Raw genomic sequence first — 18,541 nt, forward strand, 5'->3', positions numbered from 1 at the left:
CGGCAGCGCGCCAGGGTCTCGGTGGTCAGGAGAGCTCGCTGGTCAGGAGCTCGGTGGTCATGAGCGTCTCGTGCAGCGGACTCCCGTCGAGGACGTCGACGCGGGTGCGCCCGTCGACGGACCACCCGCAGCGCTCGTAGAAGCGGCGCGCCCCCTGGTTGCTCGTCAGCACCCACAGCGAGGCGCGGACGAAGCCCGCCGCGCCCAGCAGCTCCTGCGTCCGCGCCAGCAGCACCGTGCCGACGCCGGCGCGGGCGTGCTGGGGGTGCACGTACAGGGAGTACAGCTCCGCTGCTCTCGAGGGCTGGTCCTCACGGTGGGGCCCGGCCAGGGCGAAGCCCGTCGGGAGGTCCTGCGGGTCCACGGCCACGAGGCACGTCTCCGGCGGTGCGCAGGGCAGGTGCTCCCTCCAGCGCGCGGCCGAGCGCTCGGGCGACAACCCGTCCAGGTGCCCCTGAGGAATGAGACCCGCGTAGGCGCTCCGCCAGGTCGTCACGTGGATGGCGCCGAGGGCGTCGGCGTCCTCGCGACGTGCCGGCCTGGTCGTGACCACGACCGGCAGCGTAGGAAGGCGGTGTGGACGGAGCGACGGGGGGCGAGGAGGAGCGCCTGCACCTGACCGGCGTGCGCGCCGTCATGGTCTTCTGCGACGACCCGGAGGCCTCCTGCGCCTGGTGGGCCCGACTCGTCGACGTCCGCCCGCGACGCAGCGGCGCCTTCGCCTGGGTGGACCTGCCCGGCGGGGTCGAGCTCGGCTTCCACCCCGCCGACGCGGAGAAGAACCCCTCCGGCGCCAGCACGGTGCCCTACTGGTCGGTCCCCGACCTCGACGCCGCTCTCCGGGTGCTCGTCTCGGCGGGGGCGCACCGCCTGCGGGGGCCGCTCGAGGTGGAGCCCGGCCGTCGCATCGCCCAGGTGCGCGACCCCCACGGCGCCGTCATGGGCCTCGACGAGGGAGGCGCGGCGCCCGGGTAAGCGACCGGGAGGGGACGCCGCCACGCGCCAGCACCGGCGGAGAAGGCCTGCCTGTCGTCCCTCGCGGGTGGCCCCTGCGCCATGGCCCTCCGGGAGCCCCCCGCCGCCCGACCTCTCGGTGACGTCGCGAGGACGGCTCGCCCGCTCAGCCGTCGCGGCCCGGCGCGACGAGGGGCGCGCGGTCGGCGCGGTCGACGTCGCGGCCCCGGACGCGGTCCCAGCCCCGGCGAGCTGCGGGCAGGGCCCGCTCGAGGGGCAGGAAGGCCAGCATCATCACGAGGTGGGGCCAGAAGGCGATGGTGATGGCCGCGTACGTCGCCAGGTGGAAGAGGTACCAGGCCCCGACGACCCGCCGCTGCCACCGCAGCGCCAGCACGAAGATCAAGGGGGAGAGCAGCTCGGCGCCCAGCAGCCCCCACTGGAAGGCCTGCAGGAGCCACGGCCAGTCGAGCATCCACTCCGACACCACGGTGCCGCGGCGGACGACGGCGCGGGCGATGGTCGCGCTCTGCACCCACTCCCAGCCGCCGAAGCGGATCTTGGCGACGGCGGCGAGGAAGTAGGTGGCGATCGCCATGAGCTGCACCGCGCGCAGGGCGAAGCCGGCGGCCTCGGACCGCCGGCGGTCCGAGAGGTGGGCCAGGCCGACGGTCGGGAGCAGGAGGAGGGCGACGAGGAAGTCCGCCCGGTCGTGGTCGACCTTGCCGTAGGCAAAGGCGATGTACTGGAACCAGATCCAGCACAGGGCGGTCGCCCACCCGAGCAGGCGGGGCGCGCGCCCGGTCATCGCGGCGACCGCGAAGGCGACCGAGCCCCACCGGGTCGCCTCGGCGAGGCGCACCGTCGCGGCGGGGACGCCGAGCCAGTCGCCGAGGACGAGGGGCTGGTACCAGACCGGGTCCGCCGCGCCGTGGTAGCGGCCGGTCGAGTGCAGCCAGAGGACGTCGACGACGACGAAGGCGTAGACGGCGAGGCGCAGCCACGCCACGCGGGCCAGGGGGGCGTCCCAGAACAGCCACGCCGACAGCCGTCCGCGCGCGGGCCCGCCGACCGGGGTGGGGGATGCGTCGTCGGGCCGGCGGTCCGTCGCGCTGCTCACGAGCCCAGCACCTGAGCGCCGCCGTCAGCTGTCCAGACGGCGAGCGGCTGGTCGGTGGTCGCCTCCCGGTCGGGGACCCCGCCCGCCATGGGGGTGGACCGGCGCACGAGGCGGACGCCGTCCCAGCGCTCCTGCTCGGGCTCGAGGCGCGCGTGGGCGTCGGCCAGCGTCGCGAGCACCTCGGGCCGCTCCTGCACGAGCGGCCAGCGGCCCTCGAGCTCGGCGCGGTTGAGCCCGACCACCCAGAGGTTGATGGGCACCTCGCGCCAGCCCGGCTCGCTCGGGGTCGTCACCTCGAGGACGAAGACGCGCACGGCCCCGTCCGGGGAGCTCGACGTCGAGAACATCCGCCAGGGGGAGAAGGGCCACCAGTGGTCGTCGCCCACGAGGCTGCCGGCGACGAAGCCGACCGCGAGGACCGCGACGACGCCGGCGCGCCAGGCGCGCCCCACCCCGCTCAGCCGCACCGTGGTCCTCGTCGTCGCGGGCGCGCGACCGCCGTCCCCGTCGGCTGCGCGCACCCCCACGTCGGTCTGCGTCACCGCGTCCCCCCTCGGACCGCCCCGTCGCACCGCCCCGCTCGTCCCGTCATGACGAGCAGCGCCGGACGGTGCCGAGCGGGCAGCCTGCCACGCGCAGCGGTGCCCGAGGGCCGTGCCCGCCCTGCTCCGCCGGCCTCGGGCGTGTCGGCAGGTCGTCGTCGTCCGAGCGCGCCGGTGCGTGCTCAGCCGTCGTCGGCGAGGCGCTGGTGCAGCACGTGGTCCTGCCAGCGGCCGGCGATGCGCAGGTAGCGCGGCGCGTACCCGATCTCCTCGAAGCCGTTGCGCCGCAGCACGGCGCGCGAGTGCTCGTTCGAGGGGAGCGTGGCCGCCTGCAGGCGGTGCAGGCCCATGGGCCCGAGCGCGAGGGCGACGGCCTGCGCCACGGCGGCCGTGCCGACGCCGCGACCGCCGACGTGCTCGGACACCCAGTAGCCCAGGTGGCCGCTGAGGAAGGGGCCGCGCACGACGTCGCTGACGGTCAGCCGCCCGACGACGGCGCCGTCGAGCAGGACGACGGCGGGCCAGTGCGTGCCCGCGGCGTGCTGGGCGAGGGCCACCTCGACGAGGCGTCGCTGCCCCTCCTCGGTGGCGTGGTCCGGACCGCGCTCGGGCTCCCAGGGCGCGAGGAAGGCGGCGTCCGCGACGACCAGCTCGGTGAGGCGCGGGACGTCGCCCTCGGCGACGAGGCGCAGCGCGACGTCGACGCCCCCGCCGGTCGCTGCCCCCGGGTTCACGGACGGCGGCCGACGAGGGCCAGCAGCTGGTCCAGGGGGTCCGCCGAGCGGGGCTCGGTCGGGGTGCCGAAGCGCCCCGAGTCGGCGAGCAGGCGCTGGTGCGCGCGCACCCAGGCCAGGCAGTGCTCCACGCAGGCGCCGGACCCGCCGACGTCCCCGCTGCCCCCACGCCCGGCGGCGGCCAGCGCCGCACGCACGTCCCAGGCGTGGACGACGAGGTCGAGCAGCAGCCGCTCGGCCAGCTCGGAGGCGGGCGCGTCCTCGCCGGCGAGGGTGACGCGGGCGTCCTCGGGCGCCGTCGCCCAGGCGACGGTCGAGGCCGCGGCCAGGGCGCGCCACGTCGGCCGCGGGTCCGGGCCGAGCAGGGCGGCGCCCGCCGGGGCGGGGCGCGCCGTGCCCAGCCCCAGCAGCTGCGGCACCCGGGCGTGCTGCGCCGCCACGTGGTCGACGACGCCCCGCACGTCCCAGCCCGACGACGGCGTGGGCAGCCGCCAGCCGTCGGCGCGGGCGGCGGCGTCGACGGCGGCGGTGAAGGCGCGCAGGCCGTCCGGCAGCAGCGCCCGGGCGGGGGAGGAGCCGTCGGAGCGCTCGGCGGTGGCCGACAGCGGCGCAGCCGCCGGGTCGACGGCGCCGCGGACGGTGCGCGCCGTCGCGGACAGGGGAGCGGCGGGGTCGGCCGGGTCGGCGTCCCCGCCGTCGGGTGAGGCGTCCCCGCGCCCGGACGCCCCGGCGTCGGTCGTCACAGCGTCTGGCCGCCGTCGACGTAGAGCGTCTGGCCGGTGACGTAGGAGGCCGTGTCGGAGGCCAGGAAGGCCACCGCCTCGGCGATGTCCTCGGGCTGGCCGATGCGCCCGACCGGCGTGCGCTCGGCGACGGCCTCGCGGTAGGCCTCCGGCGTCATCCCGAGGCGGGCGGCGGTCGCGTCGGTCATGTCGCTCTGGACGAAGCCGGGCGCCACGGCGTTCGCGGTGATCCCGAACCGGCCCAGCTCGACGGCGAGGGTCCGGGTGAAGCCCTGCAGCCCCATCTTTGCCGCCGAGTAGTTGGCCTGGCCGCGGCTGCCGAGGGCACTGACGCTCGAGAGGCTGATGATCCGGCCCCTCTTCTGCGCGACCATCGGGCCCTGCACGGCGCGCGAGACGAGGAAGGCGCCGCGCAGGTGCACCGCCATGACGGTGTCCCAGTCCTCCTCGCTCATCTTGAAGAGCAGGTTGTCCCGGGTGACGCCCGCGTTGTTGACGGCCACGTCGAGGCCGCCCAGCTCGTCCACGACCCGCTCGACCCCGCGGGCGACCGCGTCGGCGTCGGTCACGTCGACGGCCAGCCCGAGGGTCCGCGCGCCCGTGGCCGCGAGGTCGGCGGCGGCCCGCTCGGCGCGCTCGCCGTCGAGGTCGAGCAGCGCCACCGCGGCGCCCCCGGCGGCGAGGCGCCGCCCGATCGCCGCGCCGATGCCCCGGCCGCCCCCGGTGACGAGCGCCACCCTGCCCTGCACGCCTGCCATGGCTTCCCCCTGCTCCGTCGCGGGTCTGCGCCGTCGCCCCGGGCGGGGCGACCGCGGGCACGGTAGCCGGGACCGCGCCGACGGCCGGGGCGGGGCGCGGTCCCACGGGTCGTGCGGGTGGGCCGGCCCTCGGTGGTGGACCCCGTGGGACCGAGCCTTCGCGGGTGGGCCTCATGGGGCGGCGCGCCGCCTCGAGCCCCCCGAGGTCGACCACGGCTGCGGTGGTGGACCTCGTGGGGCACCGGCCTGCGGGCTGACGGTCGGGTGTCTCGCGCCGGGCGACCCCCTGGCGTCGTCCGCGCGCCGGTGGCCGCGCGTGTCCTGGTGGTCGCGGGCCACCCGGGGCGCCAGGGTGGCCCCCATGAAGGTCCTCGTCACGGGAGCCAGCGGCAACCTCGGCACCGCGCTGCGCCGGCGCCTCGCCCGCGAGGACGACGTCGAGGTCGTCGGCCTCGTGCGGCGCCCGCCCGAGCCCTCCGGCGGGCGCGTCCGCTGGGTCGGCGCCGACCTCGCCTCCCCCGCGTCGGTGCCGGTGCTCGAGCGGGAGATGGCGGACGCCGACTCCGTCGTCCACCTCGCGTGGCTGCTGCAGCCGAGCCGCGACGAGGCCGCGCTGCGCGCCGCGAACGTCGACGGCACCCGCCGGGTGGCCACGGCGGCCGCCGCGGCGGGGGTCCACCTCGTGCACGCCTCGTCGGTGGGCGCCTACGCCCCGCGGGCGACGCCCGTCCCCGACGGCGCCGCGGGCCCCGACGGGCAGCCGCGCGACGCCGTCGGCGAGGACTGGCCGACGACCGGCGTCCCGACGTCGCTCTACAGCCGCCAGAAGGTGGCCGCCGAGCGGGTGCTCGACGAGGTCCAGCGGGCCGTGCCCGGCGCGCGCGTCGCGCGGTTGCGGCCCGGGCTCGTGCTGCAGGGCGACGCCGGCTCCGAGATCGGCCGCTACTTCCTCGGCGGGCTGCTGCCGCTGTCCCTCGTGGGGCGCGTCACCCTGCCGGTGCTGCCGCTGCCGGAGGAGGTCGTCTTCCAGGTCGTCCACGCCGACGACGTCGCCGAGGCGGTGCTGCGGGTCCTGCGGACCGGGGCGCAGGGGCCGTTCAACCTCGTCGCCCCGCCCGTCGTCGACCGGATGGACGTCGCCGCCGCCGTGCGGGCCCAGCGCGTGCCCCGGCTGCCGGCCCGGGCGCTGCGCGCCCTCGCGACCGCCACCTGGCGCGCCCGGCTGCAGCCGACCGAGGCCGGGTGGGTGGACCTGCTCACGCAGGTGCCGCTGCTGTCCTCCGCGCTCGCGCGGGCCGAGCTGGGGTGGGAGCCGGCCGTCCGGGCCCAGGACGCGCTCACCGAGCTCGTCGACGGGCTCGGCCGCGGCCGGGGTGCGAGCACCCCGCCGCTGCGCCCGCGCGGCGCCCTCCGCGACCGCCGCCCGCCCAGCGCCGGCCCGGCCGACCAGGGCTGAGGGCCCAGCAGGGCCGAGCGCGCGGCGGGCTCCCCGCGCCCCGAGCAGGCGCGGCGGCCCCGCGCCCGCTCCGGCCTAGCCGACCACCGCGAGGGCGAAGGGCAGCACCTGCACGCCCGCGCGCCGGAGCTGACGACCGGCGACGGTGAGGGTCCACCGGGTGTCGACGACGTCGTCGACGAGCAGGACGGGGCCGTCCGACCCCGGCGGCAGCTGCGCGACGAGGGCGTCGGCGTCGCCGAATGCCCCCCACACGCCGGCCAGGCGGAAGGCGCTGTTGCCCGAGCCCGCCCGCGCCGGCGGGTGGTCGGGCGCCAGCGGAAGGGCTCCGAGGTAGGGCAGGCGCCCGAGCTCGGCGATGCCCGTGGCGAGGCTCTCCACCAGCGTCGGGCGCCCCCGGGAGGGCACCGACGCGACGGCGACGGGCCGGCGCTCCCAGTCCCACGCGGCCAGGACCGGGACGACGGCCCGCAGGACGTCGGAGGGCACCGGGACGTCGCGCACCCGCTCGCGGTCGCCCGAGACGTCGCCGAGGAGGTCGCGCAGGCGCGGGCCCCAGCCGAGGTCGCTCGTGCGGGCCAGCGCGCGCCCGGTGCCGAGCTGCTCGTCGGCGGAGATGCGGCCCTTGACGGTGACCCCGAGGCGGTCGGCACCCGTGGGCCACTGCGCGCGCGGCTCCAGCACCGTGCCCGCCCGGCGCAGGGCGGCCGAGGCCGCCTCGCGCGCGTCGTCGGGGAGGTCGGTCGGGTACCAGGGCCCGGCGCAGCGGTCGCACCGCCCGCACGGGGCGGCGGTGGCGTCGTCGAGGGCCTCCTGGAGGAAGGCCATGCGGCAGCCGTCGGTGCGCTCGTAGGCGACCATCGCCTGCTGCTCGGCGGTGCGGGTGGCCGCGACCTGGTCGTAGCGCTCGGCGTCGTAGACCCACGGGCGCCCCGTCGCCGTCCACCCGCCGCGCACCCGCTCGACGGCGCCGTCGACGGCCAGCACCTTGAGCAGCAGCTCGAGGCGCGTGCGGCGGACGTCGGCCACGGACTCGAGCGCCGCGGCGCTCATCGGCCGCTGCGCGCCGGCCAGGGCGTCGAGGACGGCGGCGGCATCCTCCTCGCGGGGCATGCTCGCCGTCGCGAAGTAGGACCAGACGGCGCGGTCCTCGCGCCCGGGGAGCAGGAGGACGTCGGCCCGGTCGACCGCGCGGCCCGCGCGCCCGACCTGCTGGTAGTAGCTGACGGGGGAGGACGGCGCGCCGAGGTGCACGACGAAGCCGAGGTCCGGCTTGTCGAAGCCCATGCCGAGCGCCGAGGTGGCCACGAGCGCCTTGACCCGGTTCTCCCGCAGCGCCGTCTCGGCCTCGCGGCGGTCGGCGTCGTCGGTGCGGCCGGTGTAGGCGAGCACCTCGTGACCGGAGGCCCGCAGCGCCGCGGCGGTGTCCTCCGCGGCGGCCACGGTGAGCGTGTAGACGATGCCGGAGCCGGGCAGGTCGGGCAGGTGCGCCGACAGCCAGGCGAGCCGCGCCGCGTCGTCGGGCAGGTCGAGGACGCCGAGGCGCAGCGAGTCGCGCGCGAGCGGGCCGCGCACGGTGAGCACCTCCACCGGCGCCGCCGAGCCCGGCGCGGGGGCGGACAGCTGCTCGGCGACGTCGGCGACGACCCGCTCGTTGGCCGTGGCCGTGGTCGCCAGCACGGGCGTGCCGGAGGGCAGCCGCCCCAGCAGATCGCGGATGCGGCGGTAGTCGGGGCGGAAGTCGTGGCCCCAGTCGGAGATGCAGTGCGCCTCGTCGACGACGAGGAGGCCGGTGCGCGACAGCAGGTCGGGCAGCACCTGCTCGGCGAAGGCGGGGTTGACGAGGCGCTCGGGGGAGATGAGGAGGACGTCGACCTCGTCGGCCGCCAGCGCGCGCAGCGCCTCGTCGTTCTCGTGGGCCGTGGCCGAGGAGATCTCGACCGCCCGCACCCCGGCGCGGGCGGCGGCGGCCACCTGGTCGCGCATGAGGGCCAGCAGCGGGGAGACGAGCAGCGTGGGCCCCGCCCCGCGCGCCCGCAGCAGCGCCGTGGAGACGAAGTAGACGGCGGACTTGCCCCAGCCCGTGCGCTGGACGACGAGCGCCCGCGCGCGCCGGTCGACGAGCGCCTCGACCGCCTCGCCCTGGCCGTCGCGCAGGACGGCGTCGTCGCGCCCGACGAGGCGGCGCAGGACGGCCCCGGCCTCCGCGGCCGTGCCGGTGGGGTGGCTCTCGACGGTCTCGGTGCTCACGGGCGACGACGCTACGGGCCGCCGCCGACGGCGGGGCGCGCCGTCCACAGCGCCGGTGGGCGGACCGCCGCCCCGACCGCCCGTCGCTCGTCCTAGCGTGCGCGGCGTGAGAGCCCTGGTGCTGCGCGCGTTCGGCGTCGAGCCCCTCGTGGAGGAGGTGCCCGACCCGGAGCCGCCGGCGGACGGCGTCGTCCTGCGCGTCGCCGCGAGCGGCCTGTGCCGCAGCGACTGGCACGCCTACGCCGGCCACGACGGGGACGTCGTCCCCCCGCAGGTGCTGGGCCACGAGCTGGCCGGCGTCGTCGAGCGGGTCGGGCCCGAGGTCGCGCGGTGGCGCCCGGGCGACCGGGTGACGACGCCGTTCGTCTGCGGGTGCGGGCGGTGCGCGACGTGCCGGGGCGGGGACCCGCAGGTCTGCCCGCACCAGCGCCAGCCCGGCTTCACCGACGACGGGTCGCTCGCCGAGCGGGTGGCGCTCCACCACGCCGACGCCAACCTCGTGGCCCTGCCGGCCGTGGAGGACGGAGGGCCCACGGACGTCGCCGCGGCCGCGCTCGGCTGCCGCACGGCGACGGCGTACCGGGCCCTGGGCGGCCGGGCGCGCCTGCGGCCGGGGGAGAGCGTCGTGGTGCTGGGCTGCGGGGGCGTGGGCCTGTCGGCCGTCGTGCTCGCCCGTGCGATGGGCGCCGGGACGGTCGTGGCGGTCGACGTCTCGCCGGCGGCGCTGGCCCGCGCCCGAGAGCTCGGCGCCGACGTCGTCGTGGACGCCTCCGCCGCAGCCGGTCCCGGCGTGGACGGAGGTGACCGGTCGTCGAGGGGCGGGCTCGGCGGGGACGGCCCGGTCGCCGCCGCGGTGCGGGACGCCACGGGCGGCGGGGCCGCGGTCGCCGTCGAGGCGCTCGGGTCGGAAGCCACGCTGGCGCAGGGCCTCTGGTCGCTCAGGCGCCGGGGACGGCTCGTCCAGGTCGGCCTCCTGCCGCCGGGGCCCGACGGCGCGGGCCGCCCGCGCGTCGCCCTCGACCGGGCCATCAGCCACGAGCTGGACCTCCTCGGCAGCCACGGCATGGCCGCGGCCGACTACCCCGGGCTGCTCGCGCTCGTCGCCTCCGGCGCCCTCGACCCGGGCGCCCTCGTCGGCGAGGTGCTGCCCCTGGCCCACGCCGGACGCGCCCTCGTCGAGCTGCCGCGCCGCACCGCGGCGGGCGTCGTCGTCGTCGAGCCCTGGCGCTGACGACGCCGGCGGAGCCGTCCACGAGCGTGACCGAGCACGGTCACGCTGGTGGACGGCTCAGCCCGTGCCGCGCTCGCCGACGTCCGGGCCTGTGACCGGCTCGGACGGCGCCACCGGGTCGTGCTCGGACCTCGCGCCGGCCACGAGCTCGACGAGGTCGTCACCGTCGACCCACCGCGTGGGCACGGGCGCCCGCGCAGCCCGGCGCACGAGCCGGTCGGCGGGCAGCGGCGACGGCGAGGCGACCACGACGGCGTTGGCGTAGCGGCGGCCCCGGAGCAGGCCCGTCTCCGCCAGGACGCCCACGTGCTCGAAGAACTCCGCCACCGTGGCGACCTCGCGACGAAGCTTCTTCAGCGGCGGCCGGTCGGCGACGTTGGCGAGGTAGGTGCCGTCCGGGCGCAGCACCCGGGCGACGTCCCGGGTGAACTCGAGGGTCCGCACGTGCCGGGGCGTCGTGTCCCCGGCGAAGACGTCGCGGACGACGGCGTCGGCGCTCGCGTCGCGGCGGGTCGCCAGGCGCTCGCGGGCGTCGCCGACCTGCAGGCGCAGGGCGGGGGAGCGGGGGAGGTCGAACCACTCGCGGACCAGGCGCGCGAGGTCCTCGTCGATCTCGACGGCGACCTGCCGCGAGCCCGGACGGGTCGCGTCGACGTAGCGGGCGAGGGCGCACCCCGCGGCGCCCAGGTGGACGACCTCGAGCGGCCCTCCGGCCGGCTCGCGCTCGTCGAGGACGTCGGCCATCCACCGCAGGTACTCGAACTCCAGGACGGTCGGGTCGCCCGTGTGGACCGAGGAGCTGGCGACGCCGTTGACGAAGACGGTCCAGGCCTGCTCGTCGCTGCCGCTGCGGGCGAGCTCGACGACGCCGCTCGCCGTCGACCACGTGCCGGGCTGCGGCTGGGGGCGGGAGCCGCGGTCGGCGGACGCGCGGGAGGGGCGGTGGCGGTCGGGCACCGGCCCACCCTGGCCGAGGCTCCGGCGGCGCGCGCGGGAGGGCCCTCGCAGCCGTGCGAGCGCCGCGCGGACGCCGGGCCGAGGTCGACGGGCCGGGGAAAGCCGGGGACAGCCCGTCGGCCGCCCCCTAGCGTCGCTGCGTGACCACCCCCGCCGCGAGCGACGAGCACGACGGCCGCGCCGAGCCCCCGCGCGCCGACCTGTCCCCCGAGGAGCGCGCGGAGGTGCGGTCCCTGGCCCGCGCCCTCGACCGGCTCGCCGACTGGGCGGGTGCCCAGGCGCAGCAGGCGCGCCGGAGCCCCGTCACCGAGCGGCTGCAGGCGCACGTGCCGGCGGAGGGGCGCGCCCGCTCGGTCGTCACGCGCCAGCTGCCCGTCTTCCAGCACGTCAACGTGCAGGTCGCGCTCGACGCCTGGTGCGCCGAGGCCGGGCGCGAGGTCGCCGTCGAGGGAGTCGCGATGCCGCCGCACTACGGCGGCGTGGTGCTGCACCAGCTGCTGCACGGCGAGGACCTGCCGCCGCTGCGGCTGGCCGCGCCCGACCTCGTGGACCTGCCGTCGGGTCCCGGCGGGCGCACGCGCGCCTGCTGGCGCAGCGCGCTGCTGCTCGTCTCGGACGCCCGCGGGCGGTGGGTGCTGCGCGTGCGCGGCCCGGAGCAGCACGAGCCGCCGTCGCTGCAGCTCGAGGTCGGCGGCCTCGAGACCGCCGACGCGCAGGCGGTCCTCGACGAGGTCGAGGCCCTGCGCTCCCGTCTGGACGTCTACCGCGGTCAGGTCGTGGAGCTCGCCCCCGGCGACATGGGCGGCGCGCAGCTGCGCTTCGCCGACCTGCCGCCGACGCGGCGCGAGGACGTCGTGCTCCCTGAGGAGGTCCTGCGGCGCGTCGAGCGCCACAGCATCGAGGTGGCGCGCCACCGCACCGCGCTGCGGGAGGCGGGCCAGCACCTCAAGCGGGGCCTGCTCCTGCACGGCCCGCCCGGCACGGGCAAGACGCACACCACGCGCTACGTCGTCCAGCACGTGCCCGACGCCACCGTGCTGCTGCTCGCCGGTCGGGCCCTCGCGCTCGTCGGCGAGGTGGCCGCCCTGGCGCGGTCTCTGGCGCCGTCCGTCGTCGTGCTGGAGGACGTGGACCTCGTCGCCGAGGACCGCGGCTTCGGCTCGGGCGCCAGCCCGGTGCTCTTCGAGCTGCTCGACGCCATGGACGGGGCGGCGTCCGACGCCGACCTGCTCTTCCTGCTGACGACGAACCGCGCCGATCTCCTCGAGCCCGCGCTGGCCGCCCGGCCGGGCCGCGTCGACGTGGCCGTCGAGATCGGCCTGCCCGACGCGGACGGACGACGCCGTCTGCTCGACCTCTACGCCGCGGGAGTGCCGACGGCCCTCACCGAGGAGGACCTCGCGGCGGCGGTCGAGCGCACCGAGGGCGTCACCGCCTCCTTCGTCAAGGAGCTCCTGCGCCGCGCGGTGCTGGAGTCGCTCGAGGACTCGCCGGGCGCGCTGCGGGAGGTCCGCGGCGAGCACCTGCAGCGCGCGCTCGACGACCTGCTCGACAGCACCCAGTCGGTGACGCGGGCGCTGCTCGGCGTTCCCGCGGACCAGAGCGGACCGCCGCTCGTCGAGCCCGTCGGGGAGGAGGGGGCGTCCTTCGGGTGGGTCGCCGGTCCGGGGGTCGTGCCGCACCGGTACGTCGACCGCCCCGGCGACGACTGACCACGGCTCAGCACCGGCCCGCTCGGTCGGCGCGTCACCCGTCGTCGGGACGGCGCCGCAGCGCCTTCGTCCGCCCGCGCGCCGTCTTGGCGTCGGTGCGGCGGGCGCGGGCCCGCCGTGAGGGCGCCGTCGCGCGCCGCGAGGCGGGCGGGGGGCGCAGGCCCTCGGCGACGAGGGCGGCGAGGCGCTCGCGGGCGCTCGCGCGGTTGCGGAGCTGCTCGCGGTGCTCGGAGGCCCGGACGACGAGCGCGCCGTCGACGAGCCGGGGGCCGAGGCGCTCCAGCAGCCGCTCGCGCTGCGGCGCCGACAGCGCCCGGGATCGCGCGGGGACCCAGCGCAGCTCCGCCGCGGAGTCGGTGGTGTTGACGCCCTGCCCGCCCGGGCCGCCGGCCCGGCTGAAGCGCCACGCGAGCTCCGCCGACGGCAGGAGCACCCCGCGGGTGACGCGCAGGTCGCCCGCGGGGTCACCGCCGGACGCCCCTGCGGGGGCCGGCGCCGAGGATCCGCTCACCCGCCCAGGGTGCCCGACCGCGGCGGCGCCCCGCCGCTCCCCGCCCCCGGCCGGTCCGCGCGCCCCTCCGGTGGCGCCCCGGTCGACGACCGGGGAGCCACGGCCGCGGGCCGTACCGTGGACGCCGTGGTGGCGGGCGACGACGGCGCGAGCGGTGCCGCCGCCCTGCCCGCCGAGGCCGTGGCCGCCGAGGCCCTGCTCGCCGAGGCCGTGGCGGCCCCGGCCGAGCGGGGGCGGGCGCAGGACGTCCCGCGCGCGCCGTCCGCGGTCGACGCGGCGGTCGGCACCTACCTGGGCCACCTGCGCGTGGAGCGGGGGCTGTCGGACAACACGCTGGCGGCCTACCGCCGCGACCTCGTCCGCTACGCCGACTTCCTCGCCGCGCGGGGTCGGGCCGCCCCGGCGGACGTCGAGCCCGCGGACGTCAGCGCCTTCGCCGTGGCCCTCGGCACGGGGGGCGACGGGCGCGCCGTCCTCACGGCCAGCTCGAGCAAGCGGGCCGTCGTCGCCGTGCGGGGCTTCCACCGCTTCCTCGCCGAGGAGGGGCTGACGACGACCGACCCCTCGCACGACGTCCGGCCGCCCGCGGAGCCGCGCCGCCTGCCGAAGGCGATCGGCGTCGCCGAGGTGGGGCGCCTGCTCGACGCCGCAGCGGTCGGCGACGGTCCCGGCGCGCTGCGCGACCGCGCGCTGCTCGAGCTGCTGTACGGCTCCGGCGCGCGCATCTCCGAGGCGGTGGCGCTCGACGTCGACGACCTCGTCGACGTCCTCGGCGGCCCGCGCCCGCAGGGCTCCGCCGGCGCCCCGGGCGAGGACGACGGGCCGCCGCCGGAGGGGCTGCTGCGGCTGCGGGGCAAGGGGGACAAGGAGCGGGTGGTGCCGCTCGGGCGCTACGCGCGGGCCGCGCTGGACGCCTACCTCGTCCGCGGCCGCCCCGCGCTCGCGGCGGCGGGCCGCGGCGGGCCGGCGCTGTTCCTCAACACGCGCGGGGGGCGGCTCTCGCGCCAGAGCGCCTGGGCCGTCCTGCACGCCGCCGGCGAGCGGGCGCGCCTGTCCGGCAGCGTCTCCCCGCACACCCTCCGGCACTCCTTCGCGACCCACCTCCTCGAGGGCGGCGCGGACGTGCGCGTCGTCCAGGAGCTCCTCGGCCACGCGTCGGTGACGACGACGCAGGCGTACACGCTGGTCACCGCCGACGCGCTGCGCGAGGTCTTCGCCGCCGCCCACCCCCGGGCGCGCTGAGCCGGCGCCACGGCCGCCCGGCCGCCGCCCGCGTCCGCCGCCCGGAGCCGTGGCCGACGAGCACGCCGCCTCGACGGTGCCTCCGAGGCGCGGCTAGGGTCGAGCCGCCCTGGGCGGGCCGCCGCCGGGCGGCCGACGCCGCCGACCCGAGCACGGGAGTGACCGCCGTGAGCACCGACCAGAGCGCCCCGCCCACCGCTGACGCGGACGGGGCGCCCGGTCAGACGGCGCTCGACGTCACCGGCCTGGGCCTCGGCCCGACGGGGCGCCCGATGCCGGACTTCCCGGTCCCGCCGCCGCTGTCCTCCCACGGCCCGGCCCGGGTCATCGCCCTGTGCAACCAGAAGGGCGGGGTCGGCAAGACGACGACCACCATCAACCTCGGGGCCGCGCTGGCCGAGCTCGGCCGCCGGGTGCTGCTCGTCGACTTCGACCCCCAGGGCGCCCTGTCCGCCGGGGTCGGCGTCTCGGCCCACGACCGGGAGACCACGGTCTACACGCTCATGGTCGACCGCCACGCGGACACCCGCGACGCGGTCGTCCGCACGCGCGTCGAGGGCATGGACGTCATCCCCGCCAACATCGACCTGTCGGCCGCCGAGGTGCAGCTCGTCTCCGAGGTCGCGCGCGAGAACCTCCTGGCCCGCGCCCTGCGCCCCGTCCTCGACGACTACGACGTCGTCCTCATCGACTGCCAGCCCTCCCTGGGGCTCCTCACGGTCAACGCGCTCACCGCGGCGCACGGCGTCGTCATCCCGCTGGAGTGCGAGTACTTCGCCCTGCGCGGGGTCGCCCTGCTCGTCGAGACCATCGAGAAGGTGCAGGACCGCCTCAACCCTCGGCTCGAGGTCGACGGCATCCTCGCGACGATGTACGACTCGCGGACCCTCCACAGCCGCGAGGTGGTCGCCCGGGTCGTCGACGCCTTCGGCGACGACGTCTTCCACACCGTCGTGGCCCGCACGGTGAAGTTCCCCGACGCGACCGTCGCCGCCGAGCCCATCACCAGCTACGCGAGCAGCCACCCGGCGGCCGCGGCCTACCGCCAGCTCGCGCGCGAGCTCATCGCCCGGGGCGACGCGGCCTGAGCCCCGACGCGCCGCCCGCGCCCTCGGACCGGCGGGACCCCGTGGACCCCGGCGTGGACCCTGTCGTGGACTCCCGCGTGGACCCCACCGTGGGCGGGGCACCGGCGGACGACGCGGCGCCCGCGGGGGCCGCGCCCGCCGCGCGCGCCCGCCCCGCCGGCCGGCGGGCGCCCTTCGAGGTCCACCTCGAGGTCTTCACCGGGCCGTTCGACCTGCTCCTGCAGCTCATCTCCAAGCACCGGCTCGACGTCACCGAGGTGGCGCTGGCCGCCGTCACCGACGAGTTCGTCGCGCACCTGCGCGCCCGGTCGGGCGAGGCGGCGGGGGGCGGGGAGGCGCAGGGCCCCGACGGGGCGGAGGAGGACTGGGACCTCGGCCAGGCGAGCGAGTTCCTCGTCGTCGCCGCCACCCTCCTGGACCTCAAGGCGGCCCGGCTACTGCCGAGCGGCGAGGTCGAGGACGCCGAGGACCTCGCCCTCCTGGAGGCCCGCGACCTGCTCTTCGCCCGCCTGCTGCAGTACCGGGCCTACAAGGACGTCTCGGCGGTCCTCGCCGACCGGCTCGCCCGCTTCGGCCGCTCCGTGCCGCGCTCCGCGCCCCTGGAGCCCGCGCTCGCCGGCCTCCTGCCCGAGCTCGTCCTGTCGACGACGCCGGAGCAGCTCGCCGAGCTGGCGGCCGCGGCGTCGCGCCCGCGCCCGGCCCCGCCCGGGGTGGGCCTCGCGCACCTGCACGGGTCCGCCGTGAGCGTCCGCGAGGAGGCCCTGGCCGTGGCCCGCCACCTGCGGCGCGAGGGCAGCGCGACCTTCCGCGAGCTCGTCCGCGACGCCGGGTCGGTGCTCGTCGTCGTCGCGCGCTTCCTCGCCCTGCTCGAGCTCTTCCGCGACGGCGCCGTGGCCCTCGAGCAGGCGGACGCCCTCGCCGAGCTGTCGGTCCGCTGGACCCGGCCCGCCGGGGACGGGGAGGACGAGGATGAGGCGCTCGAGGGCGTGGTGCGCGGCGTGGTCGAGCCGGGGGAGGATGCGCCGTCGTGAGCGAGCAGGGGCCGGCGGCGGGCGGCGACGGACGACCGCCCGCGGGGGAGCAGGAGCCCGACGCCGAGCGGGTGCCGGACGTCGAGGACCTGCCCGGCGGCGCGCGGGCCGCGCTGGAGGCGGTGCTCATGGTCGTCGACGAGCCCGTCGACGAGGCGTCGCTGGCCGCGGCCGTGCGCCTGCCGGTGGACCGCGTGCACGCGCTGCTCGTCGCGCTCGAGGACGAGTACGCCCGGGACGCCCGGGGCTTCGAGCTGCGCCGCTCCGCCGGCGGCTGGCGCGTCTACAGCCGCGCCGACCTGGCCGACGTCGTCGCGCGCTTCGTGCGCGACGGCCAGACGGCGCGCCTCACGCAGGCGGCGCTCGAGACGCTGGCGATCATCGCCTACCGCCAGCCGGTGAGCCGGGCCCGCGTCTCCGCGGTGCGGGGCGTCGACGTCGACGGCGTCGTGCGGACCCTCGTGGCGCGGGGCCTCGTGGTCGAGCAGTCCAAGGACCCCGCCACGGGTGCGATGCTCTACGGGACGACGCCCTCCTTCCTCGAGCGGATGGGGCTGGCCAGCCTCGACGAGCTGCCGCCCCTGGCCCCGTTCCTGCCCGAGGGCGCGGACCTCGAGGACCTGACGGAAGGACAGCTGTGAGCGACGACGGACGCGGGCGCGGAGCCGGGGGCCGAGGAGGCCGCCCCGGAGGTGCCCGAGGAGCGGGCGGTGGGCGCCCCGCGTCCGGCGGCTCGCGCAGCACGGGAGCGAGCCGGGGGAGCCGCCCGCCCCAGGGCGGTCGCGGTGGCGCGCCCACGGGCGGTCGCGGCGGCCGCCCGGCGCCGGGAGCCGACCGGCGCGACGCGCGCCGTGACGACGAGCGCCGTCCGCGCCGTGATGACGAGCGCGGCCCGCGCCGTGACGACGCGCGGACCGGGGAGAGGCCGACGGACGGTCGCCGCGGACGACCCGACGGGCCTCGCCCCGGCGGCGGGCGCCCCGACGACCGCCGCGGCGGCCGACCCGACGGCGGCCGACCGGAGCGGGGACGACCGGCAGGCGGTCGCCCGTCGACGCGCCCGGGGGGCGCGGGGACGGGCGAGGGCCAGCGGTCGTCGTCGCCCGACCGCCGCCGCACGCCCGAGGAGATCGCCGAGGAGCGCCGTCGCAACCACAAGGCGAACCGCTGGGGCTCGGGCATCGGGCGCGGTCAGCAGGGCACGAGCGGTCGTGGTGCCTCCGCGCGCGGCGCGTCCCGCCGCCCGGCCGGCACCCAGCGCGGCGAGCGCGGCGAGCGCCCGGTGGGTCAGCCGGCGGTCGACGTCCACGTCGCCGACGGCGTGCGCCTGCAGAAGGTGCTGGCGCAGGCCGGCGTGGGCTCGCGCCGCACGTGCGAGGACCTCATCGCCGCGGGCCGGGTGCGCGTGGACGACGTGGTCGTCACCGAGCTGGGCCTGCGGGTCGACCCCTCCCGCCAGGCCGTCCACGTCGACGGGCTGCGCGTCGTCCTGGACGAGACGAAGGTCTACCTGGCGCTGAACAAGCCGCTCGGCGTCGTCTCGACGATGTCGGACCCCCAGGGGCGCCCCTGCATCGGCGACCTGCTCGAGCAGCACGCCCACCGGCTCTACCACGTCGGCCGCCTCGACGTCGACACCGAGGGCCTCATCCTCGTGACGAACGACGGCGAGCTCGCCAACCGGCTCCAGCACCCCTCGTGGGAGGTGCCGAAGACCTACCTGGCGCAGGTGCCCGGGCCGATCCCGCGCGACCTCGGGCGCCGGCTGCGCGAGGGCGTCGAGCTGGAGGACGGCCCCGTGAAGGTCGACTCCTTCCGGCTCGTCGACTCCCAGCCCGGGCGCGCGCTCGTCGAGCTCGTGCTCCACGAGGGGCGGAACCACATCGTCCGCCGCCTGCTCGCCGAGGTGGGGCACCCCGTCGAGCAGCTCGTGCGCACGCGCATCGGGCCGGTGCTCCTCGGGGACATGCTCCCCGGCCGCTCGCGGGCGCTGGCCGGCCCCGAGCTCGGTCGCCTCATGGCGGACGTCGGGCTCTGACGCCCCGCCCCCGGCGGCCCGCCGGGGGCCGGCGTCCGCCCACCGGGCGCCGCCCGCCCCGCCCGGCGCGCCGCCGCTAGCCTCGCGACGGCGCCGCTCGGACGCCGGCGACGGGCCGCCGGGCACGACGACGCGGAGGCCCGACGCGGGCCGGGCGACCGGAGGCGTCGGCAG

Annotated in this window: 18 protein-coding genes; 9 read left to right on the plus strand and 9 right to left on the minus strand. The window is 78.6% G+C overall.

The window, feature by feature from the left end:
- Positions 1–25: 25 nt before the first annotated feature.
- The gene (locus Q0789_RS11880) at positions 26–553 is read right to left on the minus strand and encodes a GNAT family N-acetyltransferase (protein WP_298805415.1); all 528 of its coding nucleotides are present in this window, start codon (positions 551–553) and stop codon (positions 26–28) included.
- 23 nt (positions 554–576) lie between these two features.
- Between Q0789_RS11880 and Q0789_RS11885 the strand changes: the two genes are divergently transcribed.
- Positions 577–975: a VOC family protein gene (locus Q0789_RS11885; protein ID WP_298805417.1), complete on the plus strand. Its 399-nt coding sequence runs from the start codon at positions 577–579 to the stop codon at positions 973–975.
- A gap of 145 nt (positions 976–1,120) precedes the next feature.
- Here Q0789_RS11885 and Q0789_RS11890 read toward each other — a convergent pair whose 3' ends face one another.
- The 5 genes from Q0789_RS11890 to fabG all read right to left on the minus strand — a co-directional run bounded on the left by Q0789_RS11890 (position 1,121) and on the right by fabG (position 4,851).
- Entirely contained in the window at positions 1,121–2,074 is a 954-nt protein-coding gene (locus tag Q0789_RS11890) for a hypothetical protein (RefSeq protein ID WP_298805419.1), read from the minus strand.
- A complete protein-coding gene (locus Q0789_RS11895) occupies positions 2,071–2,616 on the minus strand; it encodes a hypothetical protein (protein ID WP_298805421.1) in 546 nt (181 codons plus the stop codon). Before Q0789_RS11895 ends, Q0789_RS11890 begins: the two co-directional genes overlap by 4 nt.
- Before the next feature lie 182 nt (positions 2,617–2,798).
- Positions 2,799–3,350 (minus strand): GNAT family N-acetyltransferase, encoded by a 552-nt coding sequence (locus tag Q0789_RS11900; RefSeq protein WP_298805423.1) that lies wholly within the window; start codon positions 3,348–3,350, stop codon positions 2,799–2,801.
- Positions 3,347–4,093, minus strand: coding sequence for a TIGR03086 family metal-binding protein (locus Q0789_RS11905; protein ID WP_298805425.1), 747 nt, complete (start codon positions 4,091–4,093; stop codon positions 3,347–3,349). Before Q0789_RS11905 ends, Q0789_RS11900 begins: the two co-directional genes overlap by 4 nt.
- Positions 4,090–4,851, minus strand: a complete 762-nt coding sequence (fabG, locus tag Q0789_RS11910; protein WP_298805427.1) for a 3-oxoacyl-ACP reductase FabG — start codon at positions 4,849–4,851, stop codon at positions 4,090–4,092. Before fabG ends, Q0789_RS11905 begins: the two co-directional genes overlap by 4 nt.
- A 361-nt stretch (positions 4,852–5,212) precedes the next feature.
- On the opposite strand from fabG, the gene Q0789_RS11915 reads away from it, so the two are divergent.
- Positions 5,213–6,307, plus strand: a complete 1,095-nt coding sequence (locus tag Q0789_RS11915) for an NAD-dependent epimerase/dehydratase family protein (RefSeq protein ID WP_298805429.1) — start codon at positions 5,213–5,215, stop codon at positions 6,305–6,307.
- A 75-nt stretch (positions 6,308–6,382) separates the two neighbouring features.
- Here the strand turns inward: Q0789_RS11915 and Q0789_RS11920 are convergent, their stop codons facing one another.
- Positions 6,383–8,557 (minus strand): DEAD/DEAH box helicase, encoded by a 2,175-nt coding sequence (locus Q0789_RS11920; RefSeq protein ID WP_298805431.1) that lies wholly within the window; start codon positions 8,555–8,557, stop codon positions 6,383–6,385.
- Positions 8,558–8,663: 106 nt separating this feature from the next.
- Here Q0789_RS11920 and Q0789_RS11925 point away from each other — a divergent pair, with 106 nt between their 5' ends.
- Positions 8,664–9,788 carry an alcohol dehydrogenase catalytic domain-containing protein gene (locus Q0789_RS11925; RefSeq protein ID WP_298805433.1) on the plus strand — a complete coding sequence of 375 codons (1,125 nt, stop codon included), beginning with the start codon at positions 8,664–8,666 and terminating at the stop codon, positions 9,786–9,788.
- Between the two features lie 57 nt (positions 9,789–9,845).
- Here the strand turns inward: Q0789_RS11925 and Q0789_RS11930 are convergent, their stop codons facing one another.
- Positions 9,846–10,745: a spermidine synthase gene (locus Q0789_RS11930; protein WP_298805434.1), complete on the minus strand. Its 900-nt coding sequence runs from the start codon at positions 10,743–10,745 to the stop codon at positions 9,846–9,848.
- A gap of 140 nt (positions 10,746–10,885) precedes the next feature.
- On the opposite strand from Q0789_RS11930, the gene Q0789_RS11935 reads away from it, so the two are divergent.
- On the plus strand, positions 10,886–12,457 hold the full coding sequence (locus Q0789_RS11935) for an ATP-binding protein (RefSeq protein ID WP_298805435.1): 1,572 nt from the start codon (positions 10,886–10,888) through the stop codon (positions 12,455–12,457).
- Between the two features lie 34 nt (positions 12,458–12,491).
- Here Q0789_RS11935 and arfB read toward each other — a convergent pair whose 3' ends face one another.
- Positions 12,492–12,968: an alternative ribosome rescue aminoacyl-tRNA hydrolase ArfB gene (arfB, locus tag Q0789_RS11940; RefSeq protein WP_298805436.1), complete on the minus strand. Its 477-nt coding sequence runs from the start codon at positions 12,966–12,968 to the stop codon at positions 12,492–12,494.
- A gap of 210 nt (positions 12,969–13,178) precedes the next feature.
- Between arfB and Q0789_RS11945 the strand changes: the two genes are divergently transcribed.
- The 5 genes from Q0789_RS11945 (at position 13,179) to Q0789_RS11965 (ending at position 18,367) form a co-directional block, all read left to right on the plus strand.
- Positions 13,179–14,210 carry a site-specific tyrosine recombinase XerD gene (locus tag Q0789_RS11945; protein WP_366917729.1) on the plus strand — a complete coding sequence of 344 codons (1,032 nt, stop codon included), beginning with the start codon at positions 13,179–13,181 and terminating at the stop codon, positions 14,208–14,210.
- Between the two features lie 272 nt (positions 14,211–14,482).
- A complete protein-coding gene (locus Q0789_RS11950; RefSeq protein WP_363325994.1) occupies positions 14,483–15,298 on the plus strand; it encodes an AAA family ATPase in 816 nt (271 codons plus the stop codon).
- A 77-nt stretch (positions 15,299–15,375) separates the two neighbouring features.
- Positions 15,376–16,329, plus strand: a complete 954-nt coding sequence (locus tag Q0789_RS11955; protein WP_298805442.1) for a ScpA family protein — start codon at positions 15,376–15,378, stop codon at positions 16,327–16,329.
- Complete coding sequence (gene scpB / locus Q0789_RS11960) at positions 16,326–16,970, plus strand: SMC-Scp complex subunit ScpB (protein ID WP_298805444.1); 645 nt, start codon at positions 16,326–16,328, stop codon at positions 16,968–16,970. The genes Q0789_RS11955 and scpB overlap by 4 nt, the downstream gene beginning before the upstream one ends.
- Positions 16,971–17,611: 641 nt before the next feature.
- Positions 17,612–18,367, plus strand: a complete 756-nt coding sequence (locus Q0789_RS11965; protein WP_298805446.1) for a pseudouridine synthase — start codon at positions 17,612–17,614, stop codon at positions 18,365–18,367.
- Positions 18,368–18,541 lie beyond the last annotated feature (174 nt).

The organism is uncultured Pseudokineococcus sp. (assembly GCF_947499845.1).
GTDB lineage: Bacteria > Actinomycetota > Actinomycetes > Actinomycetales > Quadrisphaeraceae > Pseudokineococcus.